This window comes from Variovorax sp. J2P1-31, from assembly GCF_030317215.1.
Lineage (GTDB): Bacteria > Pseudomonadota > Gammaproteobacteria > Burkholderiales > Burkholderiaceae_C > Variovorax.
Genome location: NZ_JASZYA010000002.1, coordinates 249,158 through 270,265, shown reverse-complemented (window position 1 = coordinate 270,265; position 21,108 = coordinate 249,158). Strand labels below are relative to the sequence as shown.

General features: G+C 71.3%; 18 protein-coding genes. 8 read left to right on the top strand and 10 right to left on the bottom strand.

From position 1 onward, the window contains the following. Positions 1 to 122: 122 nt before the first annotated feature. The 8 genes from QTI20_RS12375 to QTI20_RS12340 all read right to left on the bottom strand — a co-directional run bounded on the left by QTI20_RS12375 (position 123) and on the right by QTI20_RS12340 (position 9,385). Positions 123 to 1,583 carry an N-acyl-D-amino-acid deacylase family protein gene (locus QTI20_RS12375; protein WP_286551221.1) on the bottom strand — a complete coding sequence of 487 codons (1,461 nt, stop codon included), beginning with the start codon at positions 1,581 to 1,583 and terminating at the stop codon, positions 123 to 125. Further along, positions 1,580 to 2,524: a MurR/RpiR family transcriptional regulator gene (locus QTI20_RS12370; protein WP_286551219.1), complete on the bottom strand. Its 945-nt coding sequence runs from the start codon at positions 2,522 to 2,524 to the stop codon at positions 1,580 to 1,582. Before QTI20_RS12370 ends, QTI20_RS12375 begins: the two co-directional genes overlap by 4 nt. Before the next feature lie 82 nt (positions 2,525 to 2,606). After that, positions 2,607 to 3,911: an alanine racemase gene (locus tag QTI20_RS12365; RefSeq protein ID WP_286551218.1), complete on the bottom strand. Its 1,305-nt coding sequence runs from the start codon at positions 3,909 to 3,911 to the stop codon at positions 2,607 to 2,609. Further along, positions 3,908 to 4,897, bottom strand: a complete 990-nt coding sequence (locus tag QTI20_RS12360) for an ABC transporter ATP-binding protein (RefSeq protein ID WP_286551217.1) — start codon at positions 4,895 to 4,897, stop codon at positions 3,908 to 3,910. Before QTI20_RS12360 ends, QTI20_RS12365 begins: the two co-directional genes overlap by 4 nt. After that, positions 4,894 to 6,042 carry an ABC transporter ATP-binding protein gene (locus QTI20_RS12355; RefSeq protein WP_286551216.1) on the bottom strand — a complete coding sequence of 383 codons (1,149 nt, stop codon included), beginning with the start codon at positions 6,040 to 6,042 and terminating at the stop codon, positions 4,894 to 4,896. The genes QTI20_RS12360 and QTI20_RS12355 overlap by 4 nt, the downstream gene beginning before the upstream one ends. A gap of 2 nt (positions 6,043 to 6,044) precedes the next feature. Continuing rightward, on the bottom strand, positions 6,045 to 6,884 hold the full coding sequence (locus tag QTI20_RS12350) for an ABC transporter permease (protein WP_183025504.1): 840 nt from the start codon (positions 6,882 to 6,884) through the stop codon (positions 6,045 to 6,047). A 5-nt stretch (positions 6,885 to 6,889) separates the two neighbouring features. Continuing rightward, complete coding sequence (locus QTI20_RS12345; RefSeq protein ID WP_183025309.1) at positions 6,890 to 7,831, bottom strand: ABC transporter permease; 942 nt, start codon at positions 7,829 to 7,831, stop codon at positions 6,890 to 6,892. A 12-nt stretch (positions 7,832 to 7,843) separates the two neighbouring features. Next, positions 7,844 to 9,385: an ABC transporter substrate-binding protein gene (locus tag QTI20_RS12340; RefSeq protein ID WP_286551215.1), complete on the bottom strand. Its 1,542-nt coding sequence runs from the start codon at positions 9,383 to 9,385 to the stop codon at positions 7,844 to 7,846. A gap of 152 nt (positions 9,386 to 9,537) precedes the next feature. Between QTI20_RS12340 and QTI20_RS12335 the strand changes: the two genes are divergently transcribed. Further along, the gene (locus QTI20_RS12335) at positions 9,538 to 9,927 is read left to right on the top strand and encodes a RidA family protein (protein WP_286551213.1); all 390 of its coding nucleotides are present in this window, start codon (positions 9,538 to 9,540) and stop codon (positions 9,925 to 9,927) included. Positions 9,928 to 9,946: 19 nt separating this feature from the next. Here the strand turns inward: QTI20_RS12335 and lolD are convergent, their stop codons facing one another. Beyond that, positions 9,947 to 10,672 (bottom strand): lipoprotein-releasing ABC transporter ATP-binding protein LolD, encoded by a 726-nt coding sequence (gene lolD, locus QTI20_RS12330; protein ID WP_503011394.1) that lies wholly within the window; start codon positions 10,670 to 10,672, stop codon positions 9,947 to 9,949. Further along, positions 10,665 to 11,921: a lipoprotein-releasing ABC transporter permease subunit gene (locus QTI20_RS12325; RefSeq protein ID WP_286551209.1), complete on the bottom strand. Its 1,257-nt coding sequence runs from the start codon at positions 11,919 to 11,921 to the stop codon at positions 10,665 to 10,667. The genes lolD and QTI20_RS12325 overlap by 8 nt, the downstream gene beginning before the upstream one ends. Before the next feature lie 127 nt (positions 11,922 to 12,048). Here QTI20_RS12325 and QTI20_RS12320 point away from each other — a divergent pair, with 127 nt between their 5' ends. The 7 genes from QTI20_RS12320 (at position 12,049) to QTI20_RS12290 (ending at position 21,080) form a co-directional block, all read left to right on the top strand. After that, positions 12,049 to 13,014, top strand: coding sequence for a hypothetical protein (locus QTI20_RS12320; RefSeq protein WP_286551207.1), 966 nt, complete (start codon positions 12,049 to 12,051; stop codon positions 13,012 to 13,014). Next, positions 13,014 to 14,738, top strand: coding sequence for a single-stranded-DNA-specific exonuclease RecJ (gene recJ / locus QTI20_RS12315; protein ID WP_286551205.1), 1,725 nt, complete (start codon positions 13,014 to 13,016; stop codon positions 14,736 to 14,738). The genes QTI20_RS12320 and recJ overlap by 1 nt, the downstream gene beginning before the upstream one ends. A 46-nt stretch (positions 14,739 to 14,784) precedes the next feature. Next, the gene (locus QTI20_RS12310; protein ID WP_286553388.1) at positions 14,785 to 15,492 is read left to right on the top strand and encodes a response regulator transcription factor; all 708 of its coding nucleotides are present in this window, start codon (positions 14,785 to 14,787) and stop codon (positions 15,490 to 15,492) included. After that, positions 15,489 to 16,859, top strand: a complete 1,371-nt coding sequence (locus QTI20_RS12305) for a sensor histidine kinase (protein WP_286551203.1) — start codon at positions 15,489 to 15,491, stop codon at positions 16,857 to 16,859. Before QTI20_RS12310 ends, QTI20_RS12305 begins: the two co-directional genes overlap by 4 nt. Positions 16,860 to 16,959: 100 nt before the next feature. Next, positions 16,960 to 17,769 (top strand): helix-turn-helix domain-containing protein, encoded by an 810-nt coding sequence (locus QTI20_RS12300; RefSeq protein WP_286551202.1) that lies wholly within the window; start codon positions 16,960 to 16,962, stop codon positions 17,767 to 17,769. Positions 17,770 to 17,880: 111 nt separating this feature from the next. Beyond that, positions 17,881 to 20,385, top strand: coding sequence for a penicillin acylase family protein (locus QTI20_RS12295; protein WP_286551200.1), 2,505 nt, complete (start codon positions 17,881 to 17,883; stop codon positions 20,383 to 20,385). A gap of 209 nt (positions 20,386 to 20,594) precedes the next feature. Next, positions 20,595 to 21,080, top strand: coding sequence for a tripartite tricarboxylate transporter TctB family protein (locus QTI20_RS12290; RefSeq protein ID WP_286551198.1), 486 nt, complete (start codon positions 20,595 to 20,597; stop codon positions 21,078 to 21,080). Positions 21,081 to 21,108 lie beyond the last annotated feature (28 nt).

Below are 21,108 nucleotides of genomic sequence, written 5' to 3'. Positions count from 1 at the left end.
GTGCACTTTGTCAAAAAACGTGCATTTTGAGGCCTGTTTGGTGCAGCACCCTGCTTTGACCTGGTGCATGCCAGGACGGCGTCAGGGGATGAAGGCCGCCGTCGCGGCCCCGCACGCCGCGCTCAGGCGGCCGCGCGGCTCAGCATGCGGCCGGCGCGCGCCAGCACCCGGGCCTCGCCGCCGCGGTACGCGCACTGGCCGTTGACGAAGACGTGGTCGATGCCTTCGCTGACGCCGTGCGGCCGGTCGTAGGTGGCGGTGTCGCGCACCGTCTCGGGGTCGAACACCACCACGTCGGCCATCAGGCCCACGCGCAGCAGGCCGCGCTCGCCGATGCGCAGGTTGCGCGCCGTCATGCCGGTCATCTTGTGCACCGCCTGCTCGAGCGTGAACAGCCGGCGCTCGCGCCAGTAGCGCGCCAGCACGCGCGGGAAGGCGCCCCACAGCCGCGGGTGCGGATGGCGGTCGTGCGGCAGGCCGTCGCTGCCGATCATGGTGAGCGGATGGGCGATCACGCGCTCCACGTCGTCCTCGCTCATCTGGAAGTAGCAGGCGCCGCCGGGCTGCAGCCTTCGGCAGGCCTCCTGCTGGTCGACGCCCCATTCCGCCGCCACGTCGGACAGCAGCCGCCCGGTCACTTCGGGATGCGGGTCGGACCAGGTCAGCAGCACGTCGATCACGCCGTCGACCAGGTCCTCGCGCAGCACGGTGGAGCCGGCGACGTAGGGGTAGACGTCCATCGCGATCGGCTGGCGCAGCGCCAGCGCCTCGACCAGCGGCAGCGTCTCCTTCGTGCGGCCCCAGTTGGCCGGGCCGGCGCACTTGTGGTGCGAGAGCACCAGCGGCACGCCCGCGCTGAAGGCGGTGTCGCCGGCCTCGTGCATGGCCTCGAGGATGGTCGCCATCTCGCTGCGCAGGTGGGTGGCGTACACGCCGCCATGCCGGGCCACGATGCGCGCCAGCGCGGTCACCTCCTCGGCCGGCGCCTGGAAGGCCTCTTCGTAGAACAGGCCCGAGGACAGGCCGTGCGCGCCGTCGGCCATGCAGCCCTCGAGCAGGACCGCCATGCGCGCCGCCTCCTCGGCATCGGCCGGCCGGTCCAGCGCGGCCATGGCGGCGAAGCGCAAGGTGGTGTGGCCGACCAGCGCGGCCACGTTGAGCGCCGGCTGCGCCGCATCGACCGCGGCGCGGTACGAAGCCATGGTCGGGTGCCGGAACGAATCGGCGCCCAGCAGCGTGAGCGGCGGGCGCGACTGCGGCGTGCGGTAGGGGGCGAGCGAGATGCCGCAGTTGCCGGTGACCACCGTGGTGATGCCCTGCGACACCTTGGGCAGGCACAGCGGGTCGCGCAGCACGATCGCGTCGTCGTGGGTGTGGGCATCGATGAAGCCGGGGGCGATGACCTTGCCGCGGCAGTCGACCACCTCGAGGTCTTCCGGCGCCATGCCCGCGGGCAGGCGGGTGCGCAGGCCTTCGCCCAGCGCCGCGATGCGGTCGCCGACCAGCAGCACGTCGCCGGGCCAGGCCGGGCCGCCGGAGCCGTCGATCACCAGGCCGTGTTCGAGCAGCACCGGCCGGCTCATGCCGCGCTCCCGCGGCCGCCGCCGGGCGTCTCGTGGGCGGCCGGGCCGCTCACCAGCCCGCCGCCGTCCCAACTCTGCAGCGGGTGCGTGGTGGCGTCGATGCCGTGGCGCTGGAAGGCCTCGCGCGCGCGCTGCAGGCGCTGCATCGCGGGGTCGCCGCGGCGCTGCGCGACCAGCACCGTGAGGATCTCGATCACGGTCAGGTGCGTGAGGTAGGCGTCGATGCCCACGTGCATCACCGCGTCGTCGGGCACCGACAGGCCCAGCAGGAAGTCGGCCTTGGCCGCTAGCGCGGTGCCGGGCCGCGTGAGCGCGACCACGCGCGCGCCCTGCGCGCGGGCGATGTCGACCGCATCGAGCAGCGAGGGCATGCCGCCCACGTGCGAGATGGCGATCACCACGCCGCCCGGCCGCTGGGCCGCGCCCGCCACCTGCTGCAGGTGGTAGTCGGACCAGGCGTTGGCCGACAGGCCGAGGCGGAACAGCCGCGCCTGCAGGTCGCTGGCCATGAACCAGGAGGTGGCGCCCGCGCCGTACAGGTCGACGTGCGGCGCCGCCGCGATCGCGGCCACCGCGCCGTCGAGCACCGCCATGTCGAGCTGGCTGCGCACGCCCGCGACCGAGGCCGCGGCGCTGCGAGAGATCTTGGCCACCACCTCGTCGGCCGCGTCCGAGATGTTGACGCGCCGGTGCAGCGGCGAGCCGCCGAGCGCGAGCTCCTGCGCCAGCGCGAGCTTGAACTCGCGCAGCCCGGCGAAGCCCAGGTCGCGGCAGGTGCGCATGATGGTCGGCACCGAACTGCGCGAGCGCTCGGCCAGCATCTCGAAGTTCTCCTCGAGCACCCGGTCCGGGTCTTCCAGGATCAGGTCGAGGATGGCGCGCCGTGTCGCGGGTGCGCCGCTGCGGATCTCGGCGACGCGTTGAAGAAGAGACGGTGACATCAGTGGCTCCGGGGCCGGGCCGCCGGCAGGGGAAGGAGAAAGGCGGCGCACAGCGCGCGCGGGCAGGAAGGGTTCGTCATGGCTAGAAGTGCATGACCACCGCGTCGCTCACGCGGTAGTCGTTCTCGACCACCGGCATCCAGTGCCATTTGTCGAAGGTGGTGCAGGGATGCGAGATGCCGAAGCCGATGCGCTCGCCCACCACTGGCGCCAGCGCTTCTTCGCCGGCCTCCCAGCGCAGGTAGGCATGCTGGTCGTTGAGGCCGCTCACGGTCCAGCCCGGCGGCACCGGCGCGGTGGCGGCGGCGCCGCGCGCGGCGCGCGCGATCGGCACCGGCATCGACAGGTCGAAGGACACGTCGCGCTTGCCCATGGCGACGATCGCCAGCCCGGGCTCGGGCACCGACTGGACCGTCGCCCAGACCTCCAGCGCCGCGCGCAGGCTCTCGCCGGCCTCGCAGCCCAGGCGCGCATCGACCGAGCGCTGGTAGCGCTGGTAGGTGCCATGGTCGTGCGTGATGTAGCAGCCCGAGCGCAGCACGCCGCGCACCGGCCGGCCCAGCGCCGGCGCGAGCCGCGCCGAGACGATGTCGTAGATGGCCGAGCCGCCGGCCGAGACCAGCACCTCCTCGGCTTCGAACCAGTCGTTCGCGACGGCCTCGCGCGCGACGGCGTCGATGCGGTCCATCAGCGCGTCGGTGTAGGCGCGGTCGTGGCCGCTGTCGCCGGTCGCGCCCTGCCCTTCGTAGCATTCGATGCCGACCAGCCGCAGCGCGGCGCTGGCCTTGACGGCCGCGGCCAGCGCCACCGCCTGGGCGTGGGTGCGGCAGCCGGTGCGCGCGCCGTCGATGCCGATCTCGACCATCACCTCGAAGGGCAGGCTGCCCGGATGGCGTGCGGCCCAGTCGTCGATCAGCGACAGCTGCGCGAGCGAGTCGACCAGGAACACGATGCGCAGGCCCGGATGGGCGCGCAGCAGTTGCTGGATGCCGCCCAGGTCCTCGTCGCTCAGCACCTGGTTGGCGATCAGCGTGCGCCGCGCGCCGGCGGCCACGCCCACCGCCAGCTGCGTGACGGTGGCGAAGGTCAGGCCCCAGGCACCGGCCTCGAGCTGGCGCCGGAACAGCTGCGGCGACATCGTCGTCTTGCCGTGCGGCGCGAAGCTCACGCCCCAGGCGTCCACCCGCGCCTGCATCCAGGCCAGGTTGTGCGCCAGCGCCTCGCGCCGGAGCACGGCCAGCGGCAGCGGCAGGTCGCCGGCCAGCAGGTTCCAGCCGGCGTCGCCGACGGTGCTGCGCGGGCGCGCGGCCTGGGTGCGCGGGTAGCCCTTGTAGCGGCCGTCGAGCAGCGGGTCGAGGAATTCGGGGTCGGTCGGGTGAGAGGTCATGGAAGGCGTCCTTCGGCGGTGTGCGCCAGCAGATCGGCGCGGAGGCAGGCGCGATGATGCCCGGGCGAGATCTCGCGCAGCGGCGGCACGGTCTGCGCGCAGGCCTCGATCGCATGCGGGCAGCGCGTGCGGAACACGCAGCCCGAGGGCGGCGCGATCGGGCTCGGGATGTCGCCCTGGAGCGCGACATGCTGCGTCGGCTGCAGCGGGTCGGGCTTGGGGCTCGCGGCCAGCAGCGCCTGGGTGTAGGGGTGCGTGGGCCGCGCGAACAGTTCGGCCGTGCTCGCCACCTCCATCACCTTGCCGAGGTACAGCACCACCACGCGGTCGCACAGGTACTCGACCACGTCGAGGTCGTGCGAGATGAACAGCATGGTCAGCGACAGCCGCTCGCGCAGGTCGGCCAGCAGGTTGATCACCTGGGCCTGGATCGAGACATCGAGCGCCGACAGCGGTTCGTCCGCCACGATGAACTCGGGCTCGACCGCGAGCGCGCGCGCCACGCCGATGCGCTGGCGCTGGCCGCCCGAGAACTCATGCGGGAAACGGCTGGCGTGCTCGGGCCGCAGGCCCACGGTCTCCAGCAGCTCGGCGATGCGCGCATCGCGCGCCGCGGCGCCCTTGTGCAGGCCGTGGGTGGACAGCGCCTCGCCCAGGATCGCGCCGATGCGCATCTTGGGGTTCAGGCTCGCGTACGGGTCCTGGAAGATGATCTGCAGCTTGCCGCGCAGCTTGCGCAAGCGTTCGCCGGAGAAGGTCCCGATGTCCTCGCCGCGGTAGAAGACCGCGCCGTCGGTGCGCTCCACCAGCCGCAGCACGGTGCGCCCGATGGTGCTCTTGCCCGAGCCCGATTCGCCCACCAGGCCCAGGGTCTCGCCGGGACGGATCGCGAAGGAGACGTCGTCGACGGCGCGCACCGGGCGCGCGCCAGAGCCGAAGTACTTCTTGAGTCCGCGGACTTCGATGAGGGGGGTGGCGGTGGTCATCGTGGGTGCTGGGTGTGGACTCCCTCCCCCTTCGGGGGAGGGTTGGGATGGGGGCGCCCGGCGGTGGATGAAGCCGCGCCCATGGAAGCGTCCGGTGCCCCCACCCCCGCCCTCTCCCGGGAGGGGAGGGCGCAAGACGGGGCCGGCTGCACGCGGATGCAGCGGGCTTCTCGGTCCTGCTGCGTCTCGCACAGCGGCGGCATCGCGGCGCTGCAGGCGGGCATCGCCTGGTCGCAGCGCGGCTCGAAGGCGCAGCCCGGCGGCGGCGCCAGCGGGCTCGAGACCTGGCCGCGGATCGCGAACAGCCGCTTGGGCCGCGGCTGCCCGGCCGCCGCAGCCTTGCCGGGCAGGCAGGCCAGCAGGCCCTGGGTGTAGGGGTGCGCGGGCTGCGCGAACAGCGGCCGCACGGGCGCGTGCTCGACCACCCGGCCCGCGTACATCACGACCACGTCGTCGGCATGGTGCGCGACCACGCCGAGGTTGTGCGTGATGAACAGGATGCTCATGCCGGTCTCGGCCTGCAGCCGGCGCATCAGCGCGAGGATCTGCGCCTGGATGGTCACGTCGAGCGCGGTGGTGGGCTCGTCCGCGATCAGCAGCGTCGGGTCGCAGGCCATGGCCAGCGCGATCATCACGCGCTGCCGCATGCCGCCCGAGAGCTGGTGCGGGTACTCGTGCAGGCGCTGGGCCGCGGCCGGGATCTCGACCAGGTCGAGCATGCGCAGGGCATGGGCCAGCGCGGCCTGGCGGTCCAGGCCCTTGTGCAGGCGCACGCTCTCGGCGATCTGCTCGCCGATGCGGAACACCGGGTTCAGGCTGGTCATCGGCTCCTGGAAGATCATCGACAGCTGGTTGCCGCGCAGCGAGCGCATCTCGCGTTCGCCGAGCGCCAGCAGGTCGACGGTGTTGCCTTCGCGCGTGACGAAGGCGGTCTGGCCATCGACCTGCGCGTTGGCGGTCTTGGGCAGCAGGCGCATCAGCGTGAGGCTGGTGACCGACTTGCCCGAGCCCGACTCGCCGACCAGCGCCGTGGTCTGGCCGGGCAGGATCGAGAAGCTCACGTCGGCCACCGATCGGACCAAGCCGTCTTCGGTGGGAAAGCTGGTGCTCAGGTGCTTGACCGTGAGGCGGGGGGTGATCGTCATGCTCATGCCGCCTTCTTGAGTTTGGGGTCGAGCAGGTCGCGCACGCCGTCGCCCAGCACCTGCAGCGAGAGCGCCGTGAGGATGATCGCCAGCCCCGGGAACAGCACCACCCAGAAGGCGCGATCGGCGTACTGCTGGCTGCCCGCGACCATCGTGCCCCAGGTCGGGATCTCGGGCGGCATGCCGACGCCGAGGAAGGACAGGCCCGCTTCGGCGAGGATCGCGTAGGCGAAGATGAAGGACACCTGCACCAGGATCGGCGACAGCAGGTTGGGCAGCACGTGGCGCCACAGGATGCGCGAGGTGCGCACGCCCAGCGCGCGCACCGCCTCGATGAACAGCAGCTCGCGCACCACCAGCGTCGAGGCCCGCACCACCCGCGCCACGCGCGGCGTGTAGACCAGCACCAGCGCCAGCACCACGTTGGCCAGCGAGGCGCCGAGGATCGCCACCAGCGCGATGGCCAGCAGGATGTCCGGGAAGGACATCATGGCGTCGACCACGCGCATCAGCGGCGCGTCGAGCCGGCGGAAGAAGCCGGCCACCAGCCCGATCAGCGTGCCGAACAGCACCGAGCCCAGCGCGGTGAGCGCCGCGATCGACAGCGAATAGCGCGCGCCGTGCACGATGCGCGCGTACATGTCGCGGCCCAGCTCGTCGGTGCCCAGCAGGTGCTGGGCGCTGGGCGGCTTCAGGCGCTCGAGCACCGCCGTGTCGTTGGGGTCGGCGCCGGCGAACAGCGGCGCGCCGATGGCCAGCACCGCGATCACCAGCAGCACCAGCGCCGAGACCATCACGATGCGGCGGTGCATCAGCTGCCGCAGCATCCGGGGAAGACGGATCGTCGTCATACCTTCACCCGCGGGTCGACCACCGCGTACAGCAGGTCGATCGAAAAGTTGATGAGCACGTAGATGCCGGCGATCACCAGCAGCGCGCCCTGGATCACCGGGTAGTCGCGCCGCAGCACCGCATTCACCACCAGGCTGCCCACGCCCGGCAGGCCGAACACCGTCTCGGTCACCACCGCGCCGCCGATCATCAGCGCCGCCGTGAGGCCCAGCACCGTGACGATCGGCACCAGCGCATTGCGCAGCGCATGCTTGAGCACCACCACGGTCTCCGACAGGCCCTTGGAGCGCGCGGTGCGCACGTAGTCCTCGCCCAGCACGTCGAGCATCGAGGCGCGCGTGAAGCGGATGATCAGCGCGGAGTTCAGGATGCCCAGCACGGTGGCCGGCAGCATCAGCGCATGCAGGCGCTCGCCGAAAGCCGCGTCCGGCGCGCCGTAGCCCGAGACCGGGAACCAGCCCAGCGACACCGCGAAGAGCTGGATCAGCACGATGCCGAACCAGAAGCTCGGGATGCTGGCGCCCAGCATCGCGACGCCGGTGAAGAGCTGGTCGATCCAGCTGCCGCGCAGCACCGCCGAGACGATGCCGCAGGGCAGCCCGATCAGCGCCGCGATGGCCACCGCCATCAGCGACAGCAGCGTGGTCGGCTCGGCCCGCTCCAGCAGCGCCTGCGCCACCGGCCGCTGCAGGAAGATCGACTGGCCCAGGTTGCCCTGCAGCACCTCGCGCAGCCAGTAGCCGAACTGCACCGGCAGCGGCTTGTCGAGGCCGTACTCCTTCTGCACGCGGGCGATGTCGGCCGCGGTCGCCTGGTCGCCCAGCAGCACCGACACCGGGTCGCCGGACGCCGCGCGCGTGAGCACGAAGACCAGCACCGCGACGATGGCCAGCACCACCAGCATGCCCGCGAAGCGGGTCGCCAGAAAACGCAACATGGCTGGCACCGCCTACTTGATCTTCGCGTTCCAGAAGTAGGGCCAGGTGGCCGGCTGGTAGTTGTCGAGCGCCGGGCTCTTGGCCGACAGCCCGTTGAACTTGCCCACGTTCACGTAGGGCACCTCGGTGTAGACGACCTCCTGCACCTTGCCCCACAGCGCGCCGCGCCTGGCGGGGTCGCTGGCGGTGTTGAAGGCCTGCAGCGCGGCCTTCTTGGCCGGCGTGTCCCACCAGCCCGGCGCGCCGTCGCCCAGCTGCGGCGGCGAGAGCATCGGCTCGGGGAACTGGCCCGAATGGGTGACGTAGATGTCCCACAGCTTGGCGTCGTTGCGGCGCTGCACCAGCGTGGCCCAGTCGACCACGTTGAGCTCGACCTTGAAGCCGGCGCGCTTGAGCTGCTCGGCCATCAGCAGCGCCATGTTGTAGTGGAAGTCGTACTGGCGGCTGGTCAGCACGCGGATCGGCTCGCCCTTGTAGCCGGCCTTGGCGGCGGCTTCCTTGGCCTTGGGCGCGTTGCGCTGGTTGTACTGCTCGGTGCCGCCGGTCGAATAGAAAGGCGAGCCCTTGGGGAAGTGGTTGCCCTCGGCCACGAAGAAGCGCGTGTCGCCGAAGCCCGCGGCCAGCATCTCGCCCTCGCCCAGCGCAATCTGGATGGCCTGGCGCACGGCCTGGCTGGCGGCCACGCCTTCCTTGGTGTTGAACACCAGGTAGGGGAAGCCGAAGGCCGGCGTCATGACCGGCACCGTCTTGCCCGCGGCCTTCTCCAGCCGCGGCAGGGCCTCGGTGGGCAGCAGGTCGGCGAAGTCGTACTGGCCGGCCAGCGAACCCTCGACGCGGGTGCTGGCGTTGGGCACGGGCACGAAGCGCAGCTCCTCGATCAGGGCCTCGCGCTTGCCGCCGTAGCCGTTCGCCGGCTCCTTGCGCGCGCTGTACTGCTCGAAGCGCGCGAGCAGCACGTACTGGTCGGGCTTGCGCTCCTTGAATTTGTAGGGGCCGGTGCCGACGAAGTCCTTGAGCGGCGAGGCGATCGACTCCCTGGCCATGATGGCCGCCATGCCGCTGGGCAGCGCGAGCTGCGACAGCAGCGGCGCATAGGGCTCCTTCAAGACGATCTCGATCGCCTGCGGCCCCTTGGCCACCAGGCTGTCGACCACGTTGCCCAGCGCCTTGCCGCGCGGCGACTGCGCCATCCAGCGCTGCAGGCTGGCCACCACGTCGTCGGCCGTGAGCTCGCGCCCGCTGTGCAGCATCACGCCGCGGCGCAGGGCGATCGCATACGTCTTGCCGTCGGCCGAGACCTTGGGCATCGACTCGGCCAGCATCGGCACCACGTTCCACTTGGCGTCGAAGGTGTAGAGCGTCTCGTAGACGTGCTGCATGATGGTTCCGACCAGGTCGGCGGTCGACGCCATCGGGTCGAGCGTCTGCGGCTCGGCCACCATCGCCAGCGTGGCGTGGGTGCGCGGGGCCTGGGCCTGGGCCGGCACGGCGCCGCAGAGCGCGGCGAGCAAAGCGGCGCCGAACAGCGCGCGCCTGGAAGTGGCTGCGAACATGGAGAGACTCCTTCGTGGGGCGATGGTTTTGAAAAACACTTTCAGATCGAGCCGACTTTGAAGCATCATCCGTGCCAAATCACGCGTATTTACCCTATGTACTGCGCGATTGGTTGAAATAGAATTTCAATCACAACCCACCAGGAGCCTCCATGCCTCTCGAATTTCTGGGCGGTCCGCCCAATGCCTCGGACCGCCAGGTCCGCCCTTTCTCCCCGGCCGTGCGCGCGGGCGACTTCATCTATGTGTCGGGCCAGGTGCCGGCCAATGCCGAGGGCGAGATCGTGGCCGGCGGCATCGAGGCGCAGACCCGCCAGGTGATGGAGAACCTCAAGACCGTGCTCGCGCTGGCCGGCGCGACGCTCGACGACGTCTGCAAGACCACCTGCTGGCTGCACGACGCGCGCGACTTCGGTGCGTTCAACCGCGTCTACATGAGCTACTTCGGTGCCGACCGCCCGGCGCGCTCGACCACCGAGGCGCGCCTGATGGTCGATGCCAAGGTCGAGATCGACGTGGTGGCCTACAAGCCCAAGGCCTGACCGGGCCCGGGGCGCCGGCTCAGGCCAGCCGCCCCGCCACCAGCCGCAGCACGCGGTCGCAGCGCCGGGCCAGGGCCTCGTCGTGCGTGACCATCACGAAGGCGGTGCCGTTCCTGCGGGCCAGCTCGATCATCAGCGCGAACACGCCGTCGGCGGTGGCGCGGTCGAGGTTGCCGGTGGGCTCGTCGGCCAGCACGCAGTCGGGCTGCGTGACCAGCGCGCGCGCGATCGCCACGCGCTGGCGCTCGCCGCCCGACAGCTCGGCCGGCCGGTGGTGCAGCCGCTCGCCCAGGCCGACGGCGGTCAGCATGCGGGTCGCGGTCTCGACCGTCTCGGCCGGCGGCGCGCGGCGGATGCGCAGCGGCATGCCGACGTTGTCGAGCGCGCTGAACTCCGGCAGCAGGTGGTGGAACTGGTAGACGAAGCCCAGGTGCTTGTTGCGCAGCCGGCCCTGCGCGGCCGCGTCGGCGTGCGCGATGTTCTGGCCGTGCAGTTCGACACTGCCCGCGCTCGGCGCATCGAGGCCGCCCATCAGGTGCAGCATCGTGCTCTTGCCCGAGCCCGAGGCACCGACGATGGCCAGCGTCTCGCCCGCATGCACGTCGAGGTCGACGCCGTGCAGCACCGTGAGGTCGATCCGGCCTTCCTGGAAGCGCTTGGTCAGGCCGCGGACCTTGAGCACGACCTTGGCGGCGGGGCGGACCTGCGGGGACAAGCCTTCGAGGGGCGTGGTCATGTCATTCATAGCGCAGGGCTTCGGCGGGATTGACGCGGCTGGCGCGCCAGCTCGGGTACAGCGTCGCCACGAAGGCGAGCGCGAGGGAGATCAGCGTGATCGGCAGGATGTCCGACTGCTGCGGGTCGCTGGGCATGCGGCTGATCAGGTAGATGTCCTTGGGCAGGAAGCTCGCGTGGAACAGGCGCTCCAGCGCCGGCACGATCACGTCGATGTTGTAGGCGATGCCCAGGCCCAGCAGCAGCCCGCCGAGCGTGCCCATCACGCCCACCATCGCGCCCTGCACCACGAAGATGCCCATGATGCTTTTAGGGCTGGCGCCCAGCGTGCGCAGGATCGCGATGTCGGCGCGCTTGTCGGTCACGGTCATGACCAGCGTCGACACCAGGTTGAACGCGGCCACCGCCACGATCAGCGTGAGGATGATGAACATCATGCGTTTCTCGACCTGCACCGCGGCGAACCAGGTCTTGTTCTGGCGCGTCCAGTCGCGGATCAGGAAGCTGCCCGGCAGCGTCGCGGCCAGCTGGTCGGCCACCTCGCGCGCCTGGTTCAGGTCCTTGAGCTTCAGGCGCACGCCGCTGGGCCCCTCGAGCCGGAACACGCGCGCCGCGTCCTGCTCGTGGATCATGGCCAGCGCCGAGTCGTATTCGTAGTGGCCCGAATCGAAGGTGCCGACCACGGTGAACTGCTTGAGCCGCGGCACCACGCCGGCCGGCGTGACCTGGCCGCCCGGCGCCACCAGCGTGACCTGGTCGCCGGGGCGCACGAACAGCGAGCGCGCCAGCTCGCCGCCCAGCACGATGCCGAACTCGCCCGGCACCAGCTTCTCGAGCGCGCCCTTCTGGGCGGTGGTCGCGATGTCGGTCACCTCGGGCTCGAGCTTGGGTTCGATGCCGCGCACCAGCGCGCCCTTCATGTCCTCGCCGCGCGCGATCAGCGCCTGGGTCGCGATGAAGGGCGCCACGCCGATCACCTGCGGGTTCTTGCGCGCCTCGGCCATGATGGGCCCGATGTCCTGCAGCGCCTGGCCGTCGCGCGAGAAGATCTCGATGTGCGAGACCACGCCCAGCATGCGGTCGCGCACCTCCTTCTGGAAGCCGTTCATCACCGACAGCACGATGATCAGCGCCGCCACGCCCAGGCCGATGCCGAGCATCGAGACACCGGAGATGAAGGAGATGAAGCCGTTGCGCCGGGTCGCGCGGCCGGCGCGGGTGTAGCGCCAGCCCAGTTGCAGTTCGTAGGGAAGGGGCATATCAGGCGTGGGGCCGGGCTGCCGTGAGGAGCGGCGTCGGCACGGCGTGCGGGGCGAGGGGGTGCGACATGGCGGAATTGTGGCATCCCGTCCGGACCTGGCGGCCGCACCGCGACAATATGCCCCCATGGCCCACCCCTCTTCCCCGATGCATCTGCTGATCCCCTTCGCCGGCCGCCGCACCCCGGCCTGCCAGGCGGTGCTCTCCCGTCTGCAGCTGCCCAACCTCGACGCGCTGCTGACCCGGCTCGCGGTGCTGCACGACGACACCCAGCCCGACACCACGCTCTCGCCCCCGCACGAGCGGGCGCTGGGCCGCGCGCTCGGCCTCGAGGGCGCCGACGGCCTGCTCCCCTGGGCCGCGCGCGAGGCGCAGCGGACCGGCCTGTCGCGCGCCGGCTCGAACGAGCCCTGGGGCGTGTTCACGCTGTGCCACTGGGAGGTCGCGATCGACGAGGTGGTGCTCGACGACCCGGCCGACATGGCGATCGACGAGGCCGAATCGCAGGCGCTGCTCGAAGCGGCCCGGCCCTTCTTCCAGGAAGACGGCATCGTGCTGCGCCGCTCGGGCGCGCCCGGCCGCTGGCTGGCGCGCGGCGAGATGTTCCGCAGCCTGCCCAGCGCCTCGGTGGACCGCGCGGCCGGCCGGCCGATCTCCGAATGGGCGCCGCTGACCGATGCGCTCAAGCCGCTGCGCAAGCTGCAGAACGAGATGCAGATGCTGCTCTACACCCAGCGCGTGAACGACGAGCGCATCGCGCGCGGCGTGCCGCCGATCAACTCCTTCTGGCTCAGCGGCACCGGCGTGCTGGGCACGGCCCCCTCGGCCGCCGAAGGGCCGACGGTCGACACCTCCCTGCGCACCCCGGCCCTGCGCGACGACGCGCTGGCCTGGACCGCGGCCTGGCAGGCACTCGACGCCGGCCCCGTCGCCGAACTGCTGGCCGCCTACCGCCAGGGCACGGCGGTGCAACTCACGCTGTGCGGCGACCGCAGCGCGCGGCAGTTCGGCGTGCAGCCCCGCGGCCCGCTGGGCTGGTTCAAGAACCTGCTCAACCGCACCCAGGCCACCACCGTGCTCGCCTCGCTGTGATGAAGATCATCGCGCGCGACATCCCGCCACGCAGCGTCTGGGCACTGGAACAGGCGGGCGTGCATCCGCTGCTGGCCCGCCTCTACGCGGCCCGCGGCGTGCTCGGCAAGGAAGAACTCGACGACGGCCTGGCGCGGCTGCTGCCACCGGCCACGCTCAAGGGCACGCACGAAGCGGCCGTGCTGCTGGCCGACGCGATCCGCGACGACAAGCGCCTGTGCATCGTGGCCGACTACGACTGCGACGGCGCCACCGCCTGCGCCGTGGCCGTGCGCGGCCTCCGGCTGCTGGGCGCGAAGCAGGTGAGCTACCTGGTGCCCGACCGCGTGGTCGACGGCTACGGCCTGACGCCGCCGATCGCCGAGCGTGTGGCCGCGAGCGGCGCCGACATGCTGATCACCGTCGACAACGGCATCGCCAGCGTCGAGGGCGTGGCCACCGCCAAGGCGCGCGGCCTGGCCGTGCTGGTGACCGACCACCACCTGCCCGGCCCAGTGCTGCCCGAGGCCGACGTGCTGGTCAACCCAAACCAGCCCGGCTGCGAATTCGAGAGCAAGAGCATCGCCGGGGTCGGCGTGATGTTCTATGTGCTGATGGCGCTGCGTTCCGAGCTGAGGAACCGTGGCGTGTTCGATGCGGCCAGCCAACCGAAGCTCGACGTGCTGCTGCCGCTGGTCGCGCTGGGCACGGTCGCCGACGTGGTCAAGCTCGACGCCAACAACCGCCGGCTGGTGGCGCAGGGCCTGCGCCGCATCCGCGCGGGCGCCTTGCCCGCGGGCATCGCCGCGCTGTTCACCGCCGCCGGCCGCAAGGCGCCGGTCGCGACCACCTTCGACTTCGGCTTCGCGCTCGGCCCGCGCATCAACGCCGCGGGCCGGCTGGCCGACATGACGCTGGGCATCGAGTGCCTGCTGACCGACGACGCCGGCCGGGCCGACGAACTCGCGCGCATGCTCGACGGCATCAACCGCGAGCGGCGCGACATCGAGGGCGGCATGCGCGACCAGGCATTGCTCTTGGCCGAGTCGCTGTTCGACACCGACGGCGAGGGCCAGGAGGCGATGCCGGCCGCCATCAGCGTGTTCGACGCCGCGTTCCACGAAGGCGTGGTCGGCATCGTGGCCTCGCGCATCAAGGACCGCTTCCACCGGCCGACCTTCGTGTTCGCGGCCAGCGGCGCGCCGGGCAAGGAACACGAGCTCAAGGGCTCGGGCCGCTCGATCCCGGGCTTCCACCTGCGCGACGCGCTCGACCTGGTGGCCAAGCGGCACCCGGGCGTGCTGCTGCGCTTCGGCGGCCATGCGATGGCCGCGGGCTGCACGGTCGAGCGCACGCAGTTCGCGGTGTTCGAGCGCGCGCTGGCCCAGGTCGCGCTCGAATGGCTCGATGCGGCCTCGCTCACGCGCCGGCTCGACACCGACGGCCCGATCGCGGCCGAGTACATGCGCGTCGACCTGGTCGACACGCTGCACCGCGAAGTCTGGGGCCAGGGCTTCGCGCCGCCGACCTTCAGCGAGGAGGTCGAGGTGATCTCGCAGCGCCTGGTGGCCGAGAAGCACCTGGCGGTGCGGCTCAAGCACCAGGGCAAGCCGGTCGACGGCATCTGGTTCGGCCACACCGAGCCGCTGCCGCCCAGGGTGCTGCTGGCCTTCCGCCTCGATGCCGACGAGTGGCAGGGCGTGCGCCGCGTGCGCTTCCTGATCGAAGGGGCCGAGACGGCATGAGCGAGGCGGTTCGCACGGAGCGCGTTCGATGAGCGCGGCCACGCCCATGTGGCGCTGCCTCATCGTCGAGGACGACGCCGACAACGCCCGCTACATCGCCGACGGCTTCCGCGCGCTGGGCCATGTGGCGGTGATCGCGCGCGACGGCGGCGAGGCGCTGGCCCGCGTCACCGGCGAGAGCTGGGACCTGGTGATCCTCGACCGCATGCTGCCCAACGAGGTCGATGGCCTGTCGATCCTGGCCACCCTGCGCGGCCTGGGCAAGAAGACGCCGGTGCTGGTGCTCAGCGCGCTGAGCGCGCTCGACGAACGGGTGCGCGGCCTCAAGGCCGGCAGCGACGACTACCTGGCCAAGCCCTTCGCCTTTTCCGAACTCTCGGCGCGCGCCGAGGCGCTGGTGCGGCGCTCGCGCACCGCGCCCGAGATCCGCACGCTGCAGCTGGCCGACGTGAAGCTGGACTTCACCACCCGCCACGTCGAGCGCGCGGGCCGGCCCATCGCGCTGCAGCCGCGCGAGTTCCGGCTGCTGGCCTTCCTGATGATGCATCCGGGCCAGGTGCTCACGCGCACCATGCTGCTCGAGGCGGTGTGGGACTACCAGTTCGACCCCCAGACCAACGTGATCGACGTGCAGGTCAGCCGGCTGCGCGGCAAGCTCGACACGCCGGGCGCTGCCGCGCTGATCCATACCGTGCGCGGCATCGGCTACCGCATGGGCGTCGAGCCGGCGGCCTCGGCTTCTTCCGGCGAATGATCGCGGGCCTGCAGCGGCTGTGGCGTTCGGTCGGCTTCCGGCTGGCCTTCTACTACGGCCTGCTGGTGGCCATCACCATGCTGGCCGCGCTGGCCATCGTCTACCTGCAGACCGTGGGCGTGCTGCACCAGCGCATGGCGCGCCAGGTCACGGGCGCCACCCAGCAGCTCGAATCCCGCTTCGCCGACGGCGGCTATGCGGCCGTGGCGGCGGAGATCGCGCGCTCGCTGGGCGATGGCCGGGACTCGGACAACGAGATCTACCTGCTGGCCGACCCCGACGGCCGCGTGATGGCCGGCAACCTCGATGCCGCCCCCGAGGGCGCGCCCTTCGCCGGCGGCCCTTCGCAGCGGCGCGTGCGGCGCGCGGACCGGCTGGTGACCGGCTACCTGCTGGCTCGCGAGCTGCCCGACGGCGGCATGCTGGTGGTGGGCCACGACCTGCGCGACCAGGAGGCCATCGAATCGCTGATCGCCAGCGCCAGCGCGGCGGCCGGCATCGTGGCGGTGCTGCTGCTGATCGGCGGCACCTTCGTGTTCCGCCAGGAGCTCGAGCGCAGCGTGGGCAACGTGCGCCGCACGGCCGCGCGCATCGCGGCGGGCGAACTGGAGGAGCGCGTGGCGATCGGTCCCGAGGACGACGAGTTCGCGCTGCTGAGCCGCGACATCAACGCCATGCTCGACCGCATCCAGTCGCTGATGGACGGCGTGCGCCACGTGTCGAACACCATCGCGCACAACCTGCGCACGCCGCTGATGCGCATCCTCGCGCGGCTGCATGCAGCCCAGCGCGACCAGGCCTCGCCGCAGGAACGCTCGCTGGCCATCGCCGCGGCGATGCAGGAAGTGGAAGAGCTCACGCTGGTGTTCGAGAAGCTGCTGCAGATCGCCGAGGCCGAGGCCGGCGCGCGGCGCCAGCACTTCGGCCCGGTCGACCTGCAGCGCATCGCCGACGACGTGATGGAGCTCTACGACGCGGTGGCCGAGGCGCAGGGCGCGACGCTGCGGCGCGAGCCCGCCGACCCGGCCACGGTGCTGGGCGACCGCGACCTGCTGGCCGGCGCGGTCGCGAACCTGGTGGACAACGCGCTCAAGTACGCGGGCACCGGCGCCACCGTGCGCATCGGCACCCGCACCGCGCACGGCCTGGCGCTGCTCACGGTGCAGGACGACGGCCCCGGCATCCCCGCGGCCGAGCTGCCGCGCATCGGCCAGCGCTTCCATCGGCTGGACCGCCGGCTGCCCGGCCACGGCCTGGGCCTAGCCAGCGTGCAGGCCGTGATCGCGCTGCACGGCGGCCGGCTCGACCTGGCCGACGCCGCGCCGGGGCTGCGCGCCACGGTCGAGCTGCCCGCGCACATCGAGTAGCCGCAGCGCTGGCGGCCTGCGTGGAATCCCTCTGAGCGACCGGGCAGCCTTGCCCTACGATCGCCGCTGGAGACAACACAACAAGACAAGAGTCACGAGGATGGGCACACCCCCGAACTTCCTGCACCTGTGGGACGACAGCTTTCTCTACGTCACGCCGGCCATCCATTCGGGCCTGACGGCGCGCTCGTCGGCCACCCTGCTGGCCTCGGTGAGCGGACACCCCTTCACGCTGGAAGGCATCGACGGCACGCGCGTGCGCTGCACCGCCGCGCTGATCGCGCCGCACGTCTCGCGCCGGCTCGACGTCGAAGGCTGCGGCCTGCTGTCGCTCAACCTCGACCCGGCCGGCAACGCCTACCGCATGCTCGCCACGCGCATGGGCGGCCAGGGCATCCAGCCGCTGGATGCGCGCCGCTTCGGCCGCCTGCGCGACGACTTCGAACCGGTGCAGTACGGCGCCCTGCCCGATGAGCGGGTGCAGGCGCTGAGCAACGGCATGATCGCGTCGATCACCGAAAGCCCGCTGCTCGCCGCGCGCATCGACCCGCGCGTGACGCGCGTGATCGAGGCCATCCGCAGCCACGCGGGCCAGATCCAACTGCGCGAGCTGTCGGCCCTGGCCTGCCTGTCGCCCGACCGGCTCACGCACCTGTTCGCGGCCCAGGTGGGCGTGTCGATCAAGCGCTATGCGCTGTGGACCAAGGTGCGCCTCACGGTGCAGCAGTTCACCCGCCCGCGCAAGCTCACCGACGTGGCGCTCAACAGCGGCTTCACCGACGCGGCCCACATGAGCCGCACCTTCCAGCGCTACTTCGGCCTCGCGCCCTCCTTCCTCGCCAGCCAGGTGCAGGTGACGGCCGACGCCCATGCCTCGCACGCCTGGGGGCGCACCGCCGCCTGCGCCTGAGTCCGGGTCCGGCGGCCCCGCACATCAGCGGCTCCGTACAAGTCGGCGCCGCCTTGTCTCCCTAAGCTGCGCACTGCCCTGACAGCAGGGCATCACCGGAGACACAAGATCATGAGACGAGTCCAAGCCTCGCGCGGCGCCCTGCCGCTTTCCATCGTCGCGCTCGCGGCAGCCGCATTGCTCAGCGCCTGCGGCGGCGGCAGCGGCGGCGACATCTCGCCGCCGCCCGACCCCGGAACGCCGCCCACCGCCACCTACAAGGCCGAGATCCGCCGCACCGCCATGGGCGTGCCGCACATCAAGGCCGACACCTGGGCCGGCGCGGGCTACGGCTACGGCTATGCACAGGCCGAGGACAACCTCTGCACCATGGCCGATTCCTTCCTCACCTACCGCGGCGAGCGCTCGCAGTTCCTCGGCGCCGACGCGCAGCTGCTGGCCAGCAGCACCATCGGCCGGCCGAAGAACATCGAGTCCGACTTCTTCCATCGCCACGTGATCTCCGACGACGTGGTGCAGAAGATGATCGCGGCCCAGCCCGACAACCTGAAGCAGCTGGTGACCGGCTTCGCCGCGGGCTACAACCGCTATGTGCGCGACGTCAAGGCCAAGGCCGGCGCCAACGCGGCCTGCGCCAGCGAGGCCTGGGTGCGGCCGGTGAGCACCGACGACATCTACCGCCGCATGTATGCAGCCAACCTCGCGGGCGGCTACAGCAACTTCCTGCCCCACATCGCCGGCGCACTCGCGCCCGCGGCGAGCGGCCCCACCCAGCTGAGCGCGCGCAAGGCGGCAGCGCAGTTCGCGTCCGCGACGATGCAGCTGCCCGAGCTGCAGGTGGGCGGCCACGAAGGCGTGGGCAGCAACATGATCGGCTTCGGCACCCTGGCCACCGGCGACGGCAGCCCGCTGCTGTTCGGCAACCCGCACTGGTACTGGCGCGGGCCCGACCGCTTCTACCAGGCGCAGCTCACCATCCCGGGCCAGCTCAACGTGAGCGGCACCTCCTTCCTCGGCATCCCGGTGATGCTGATCGGCTTCAACGACAACGTGGCCTGGAGCCACACTGTGTCGACCGCGCGCCGCTTCGGCTTCTTCGAACTGAAGCTGGCGTCCGGCAACCCGACCAGCTACCTGCGTGACGGCGTGGCCGTGAAGATGCAGGCCACCGCCATCACGGTGAAGGTCAAGCAGAGCGACGGCGGCGTGTCGCCCGTGACGCGCACGCTCTACAAGTCGGAGTACGGCCCGATGGTCAACCTCGGCCTGCTGAACCCGGCGCTGGCCTGGAACCAGACCACCGCCTTCGCGATGCGCGACATCAACGGCGAGAACTACCGCACCTTCCGCAACTGGCTGCGCTGGAACCAGGCGAAGTCGCTCGACGAGTTCATCGCCATCCAGCGCGAGGAAGCGGCCATTCCCTGGGTCAACACCGTGGCCGTCGGCCGGGGCGCGGCCAAGGCCTGGTACGCCGACATCGGCGCGGTGCCCAACGTGTCGCCGGCCCAGACCGCGAGCTGCACCACGCCCACCGGCCTGTCGCTGCGCGCCAGCCTGCCGCGGGTGCCGATCTTCGACGGCTCGCGCGGCTACTGCGACTGGCAGACCGACGCCGACTCGGCGCAGAAAGGCGCGATCGGCGCCTCGCGCATGCCCAGCCTGCAGCGCGACGACTATGTGGCGAACATGAACGACAGCTACTGGCTGACGCAGCCCAAGGCCCCGCTGACCGACTACCCCGACATCATGGGCCCGGCCGGCACCGAGGCCGTGAGCTTCCGCACCCGCATGGGCAACCGGCTGGCGCAGGAGCGCCTGGCGGGCACCGACCGCTACGGCGGCAACCGAGCCACCAGCGACATCGTGCAGCGCATGGTGCTCAACAGCCGCGTGCTGACGGCCGAGCTGTTCAAGAACGATGCGCTGGACCTGGTGTGCGCCACGCCGAAGATCACGGTCGCGACGGACCCGCAGACCAAGGAAGCCATCGGCCGCGACGTCGACACCGGCCCGGCCTGCGCCGCGCTGCGCAACTGGGACAACATCGGCACCGTCGCTTCGCGCGGCGCCCATGTGTGGGACGAGTTCTGGAATCGCGCCGCGCTGCTGCCGGCCGCCACGCTCTACAACGTGCCCTTCGATGCCAAGGATGCGGTCAACACGCCGCGCGATCTCAAGGCCACGGCCGCAGCCGGCCTGCAGCAGGCCTTCGGCGCCGCCATCGCGCGCGTCGAGGCCAGCGGCTACGCCCTGGACGCGCCCCGCGGCGAGGTGCTGTTCGCCACCCGCGGCGGCCAGAAGATCCCGCTGTACGGCGGCTGCGGCGGCCCGGGCTACTTCACCATCGCCTGCTCGGAGAACCGGCTCGACAAGGGCGGCTACAGCATGGACGCCAACCCCAACGGCAACAGCTACATGCAGGTGGTGCGCTTCCCCGAAGGCGGTGTGGACGCCCGCACCTTCCTGACCTTCTCGCTGTCGGACGACCCGGCCTCGGCGCACAACGGCGACTACACCCGGGCCTACAGCGCGGGCCAGTGGCTCAAGGTGCCCTTCTCCGAAGCCGAGATCGCGGGCGATGCGGCACTGCGCAGCACCTCGCTGAGCGAATAAGCACCCGCGCCTTCCGCGCGACCGGCACGGCCTCCGCCGTGCCGGTCTTTTTTTTGGGTGCGCCCGCCGGCCGCCCACATTGCCAAACGGCAATGTGTTCGTCATGCACGCGCGGCCTCTGTCTTCCTACCATCGCCTGCGCACTTCCCGTGCCCGTCGCGGCGCTCGCGCGCGCCGTCGCGATTCATTGCATCTACAGGAGACAAAGGTTGAAAATCAAAAGTCAGAGAGACTTCTACTCGGGCGTGCTTTTCAGCGCCTTCGGCGTGGCGTTCGCCTGGGGCGCCACCACGTACAACGTGGGCAGCGGCGCCCGCATGGGCCCGGGCTACTTCCCGCTGATCGTCGGCATCCTCATGGCCATCATGGGTTCGCTGATCGCGCTCAAGGCGCTGATCATCGAGACCGAGGACGGTGAACCCATCGGCAGCATCGCCTGGCGCCCGCTGGGCTTCGTGATCGGCGCCAACCTGATCTTCGGCGTGCTGCTGGGCGGCCTGCCGAGCATCGGCCTGCCGCCGATGGGCCTGATCGTCGCGATCTACGCGCTGACCTTCATCGCCAGCCTCGCCGGCGACCAGTTCAGCTTCAAGGGTGTCGCCGTGCTGGCGACCATCCTCGCGCTCGGCAGCTACCTCGCCTTCGTGGTCGCGCTGAAGCTGCAGTTCCCGGTCTGGCCCACGTTCATCGGCTGAGCACGCACACCACAACGAGACACAAGCA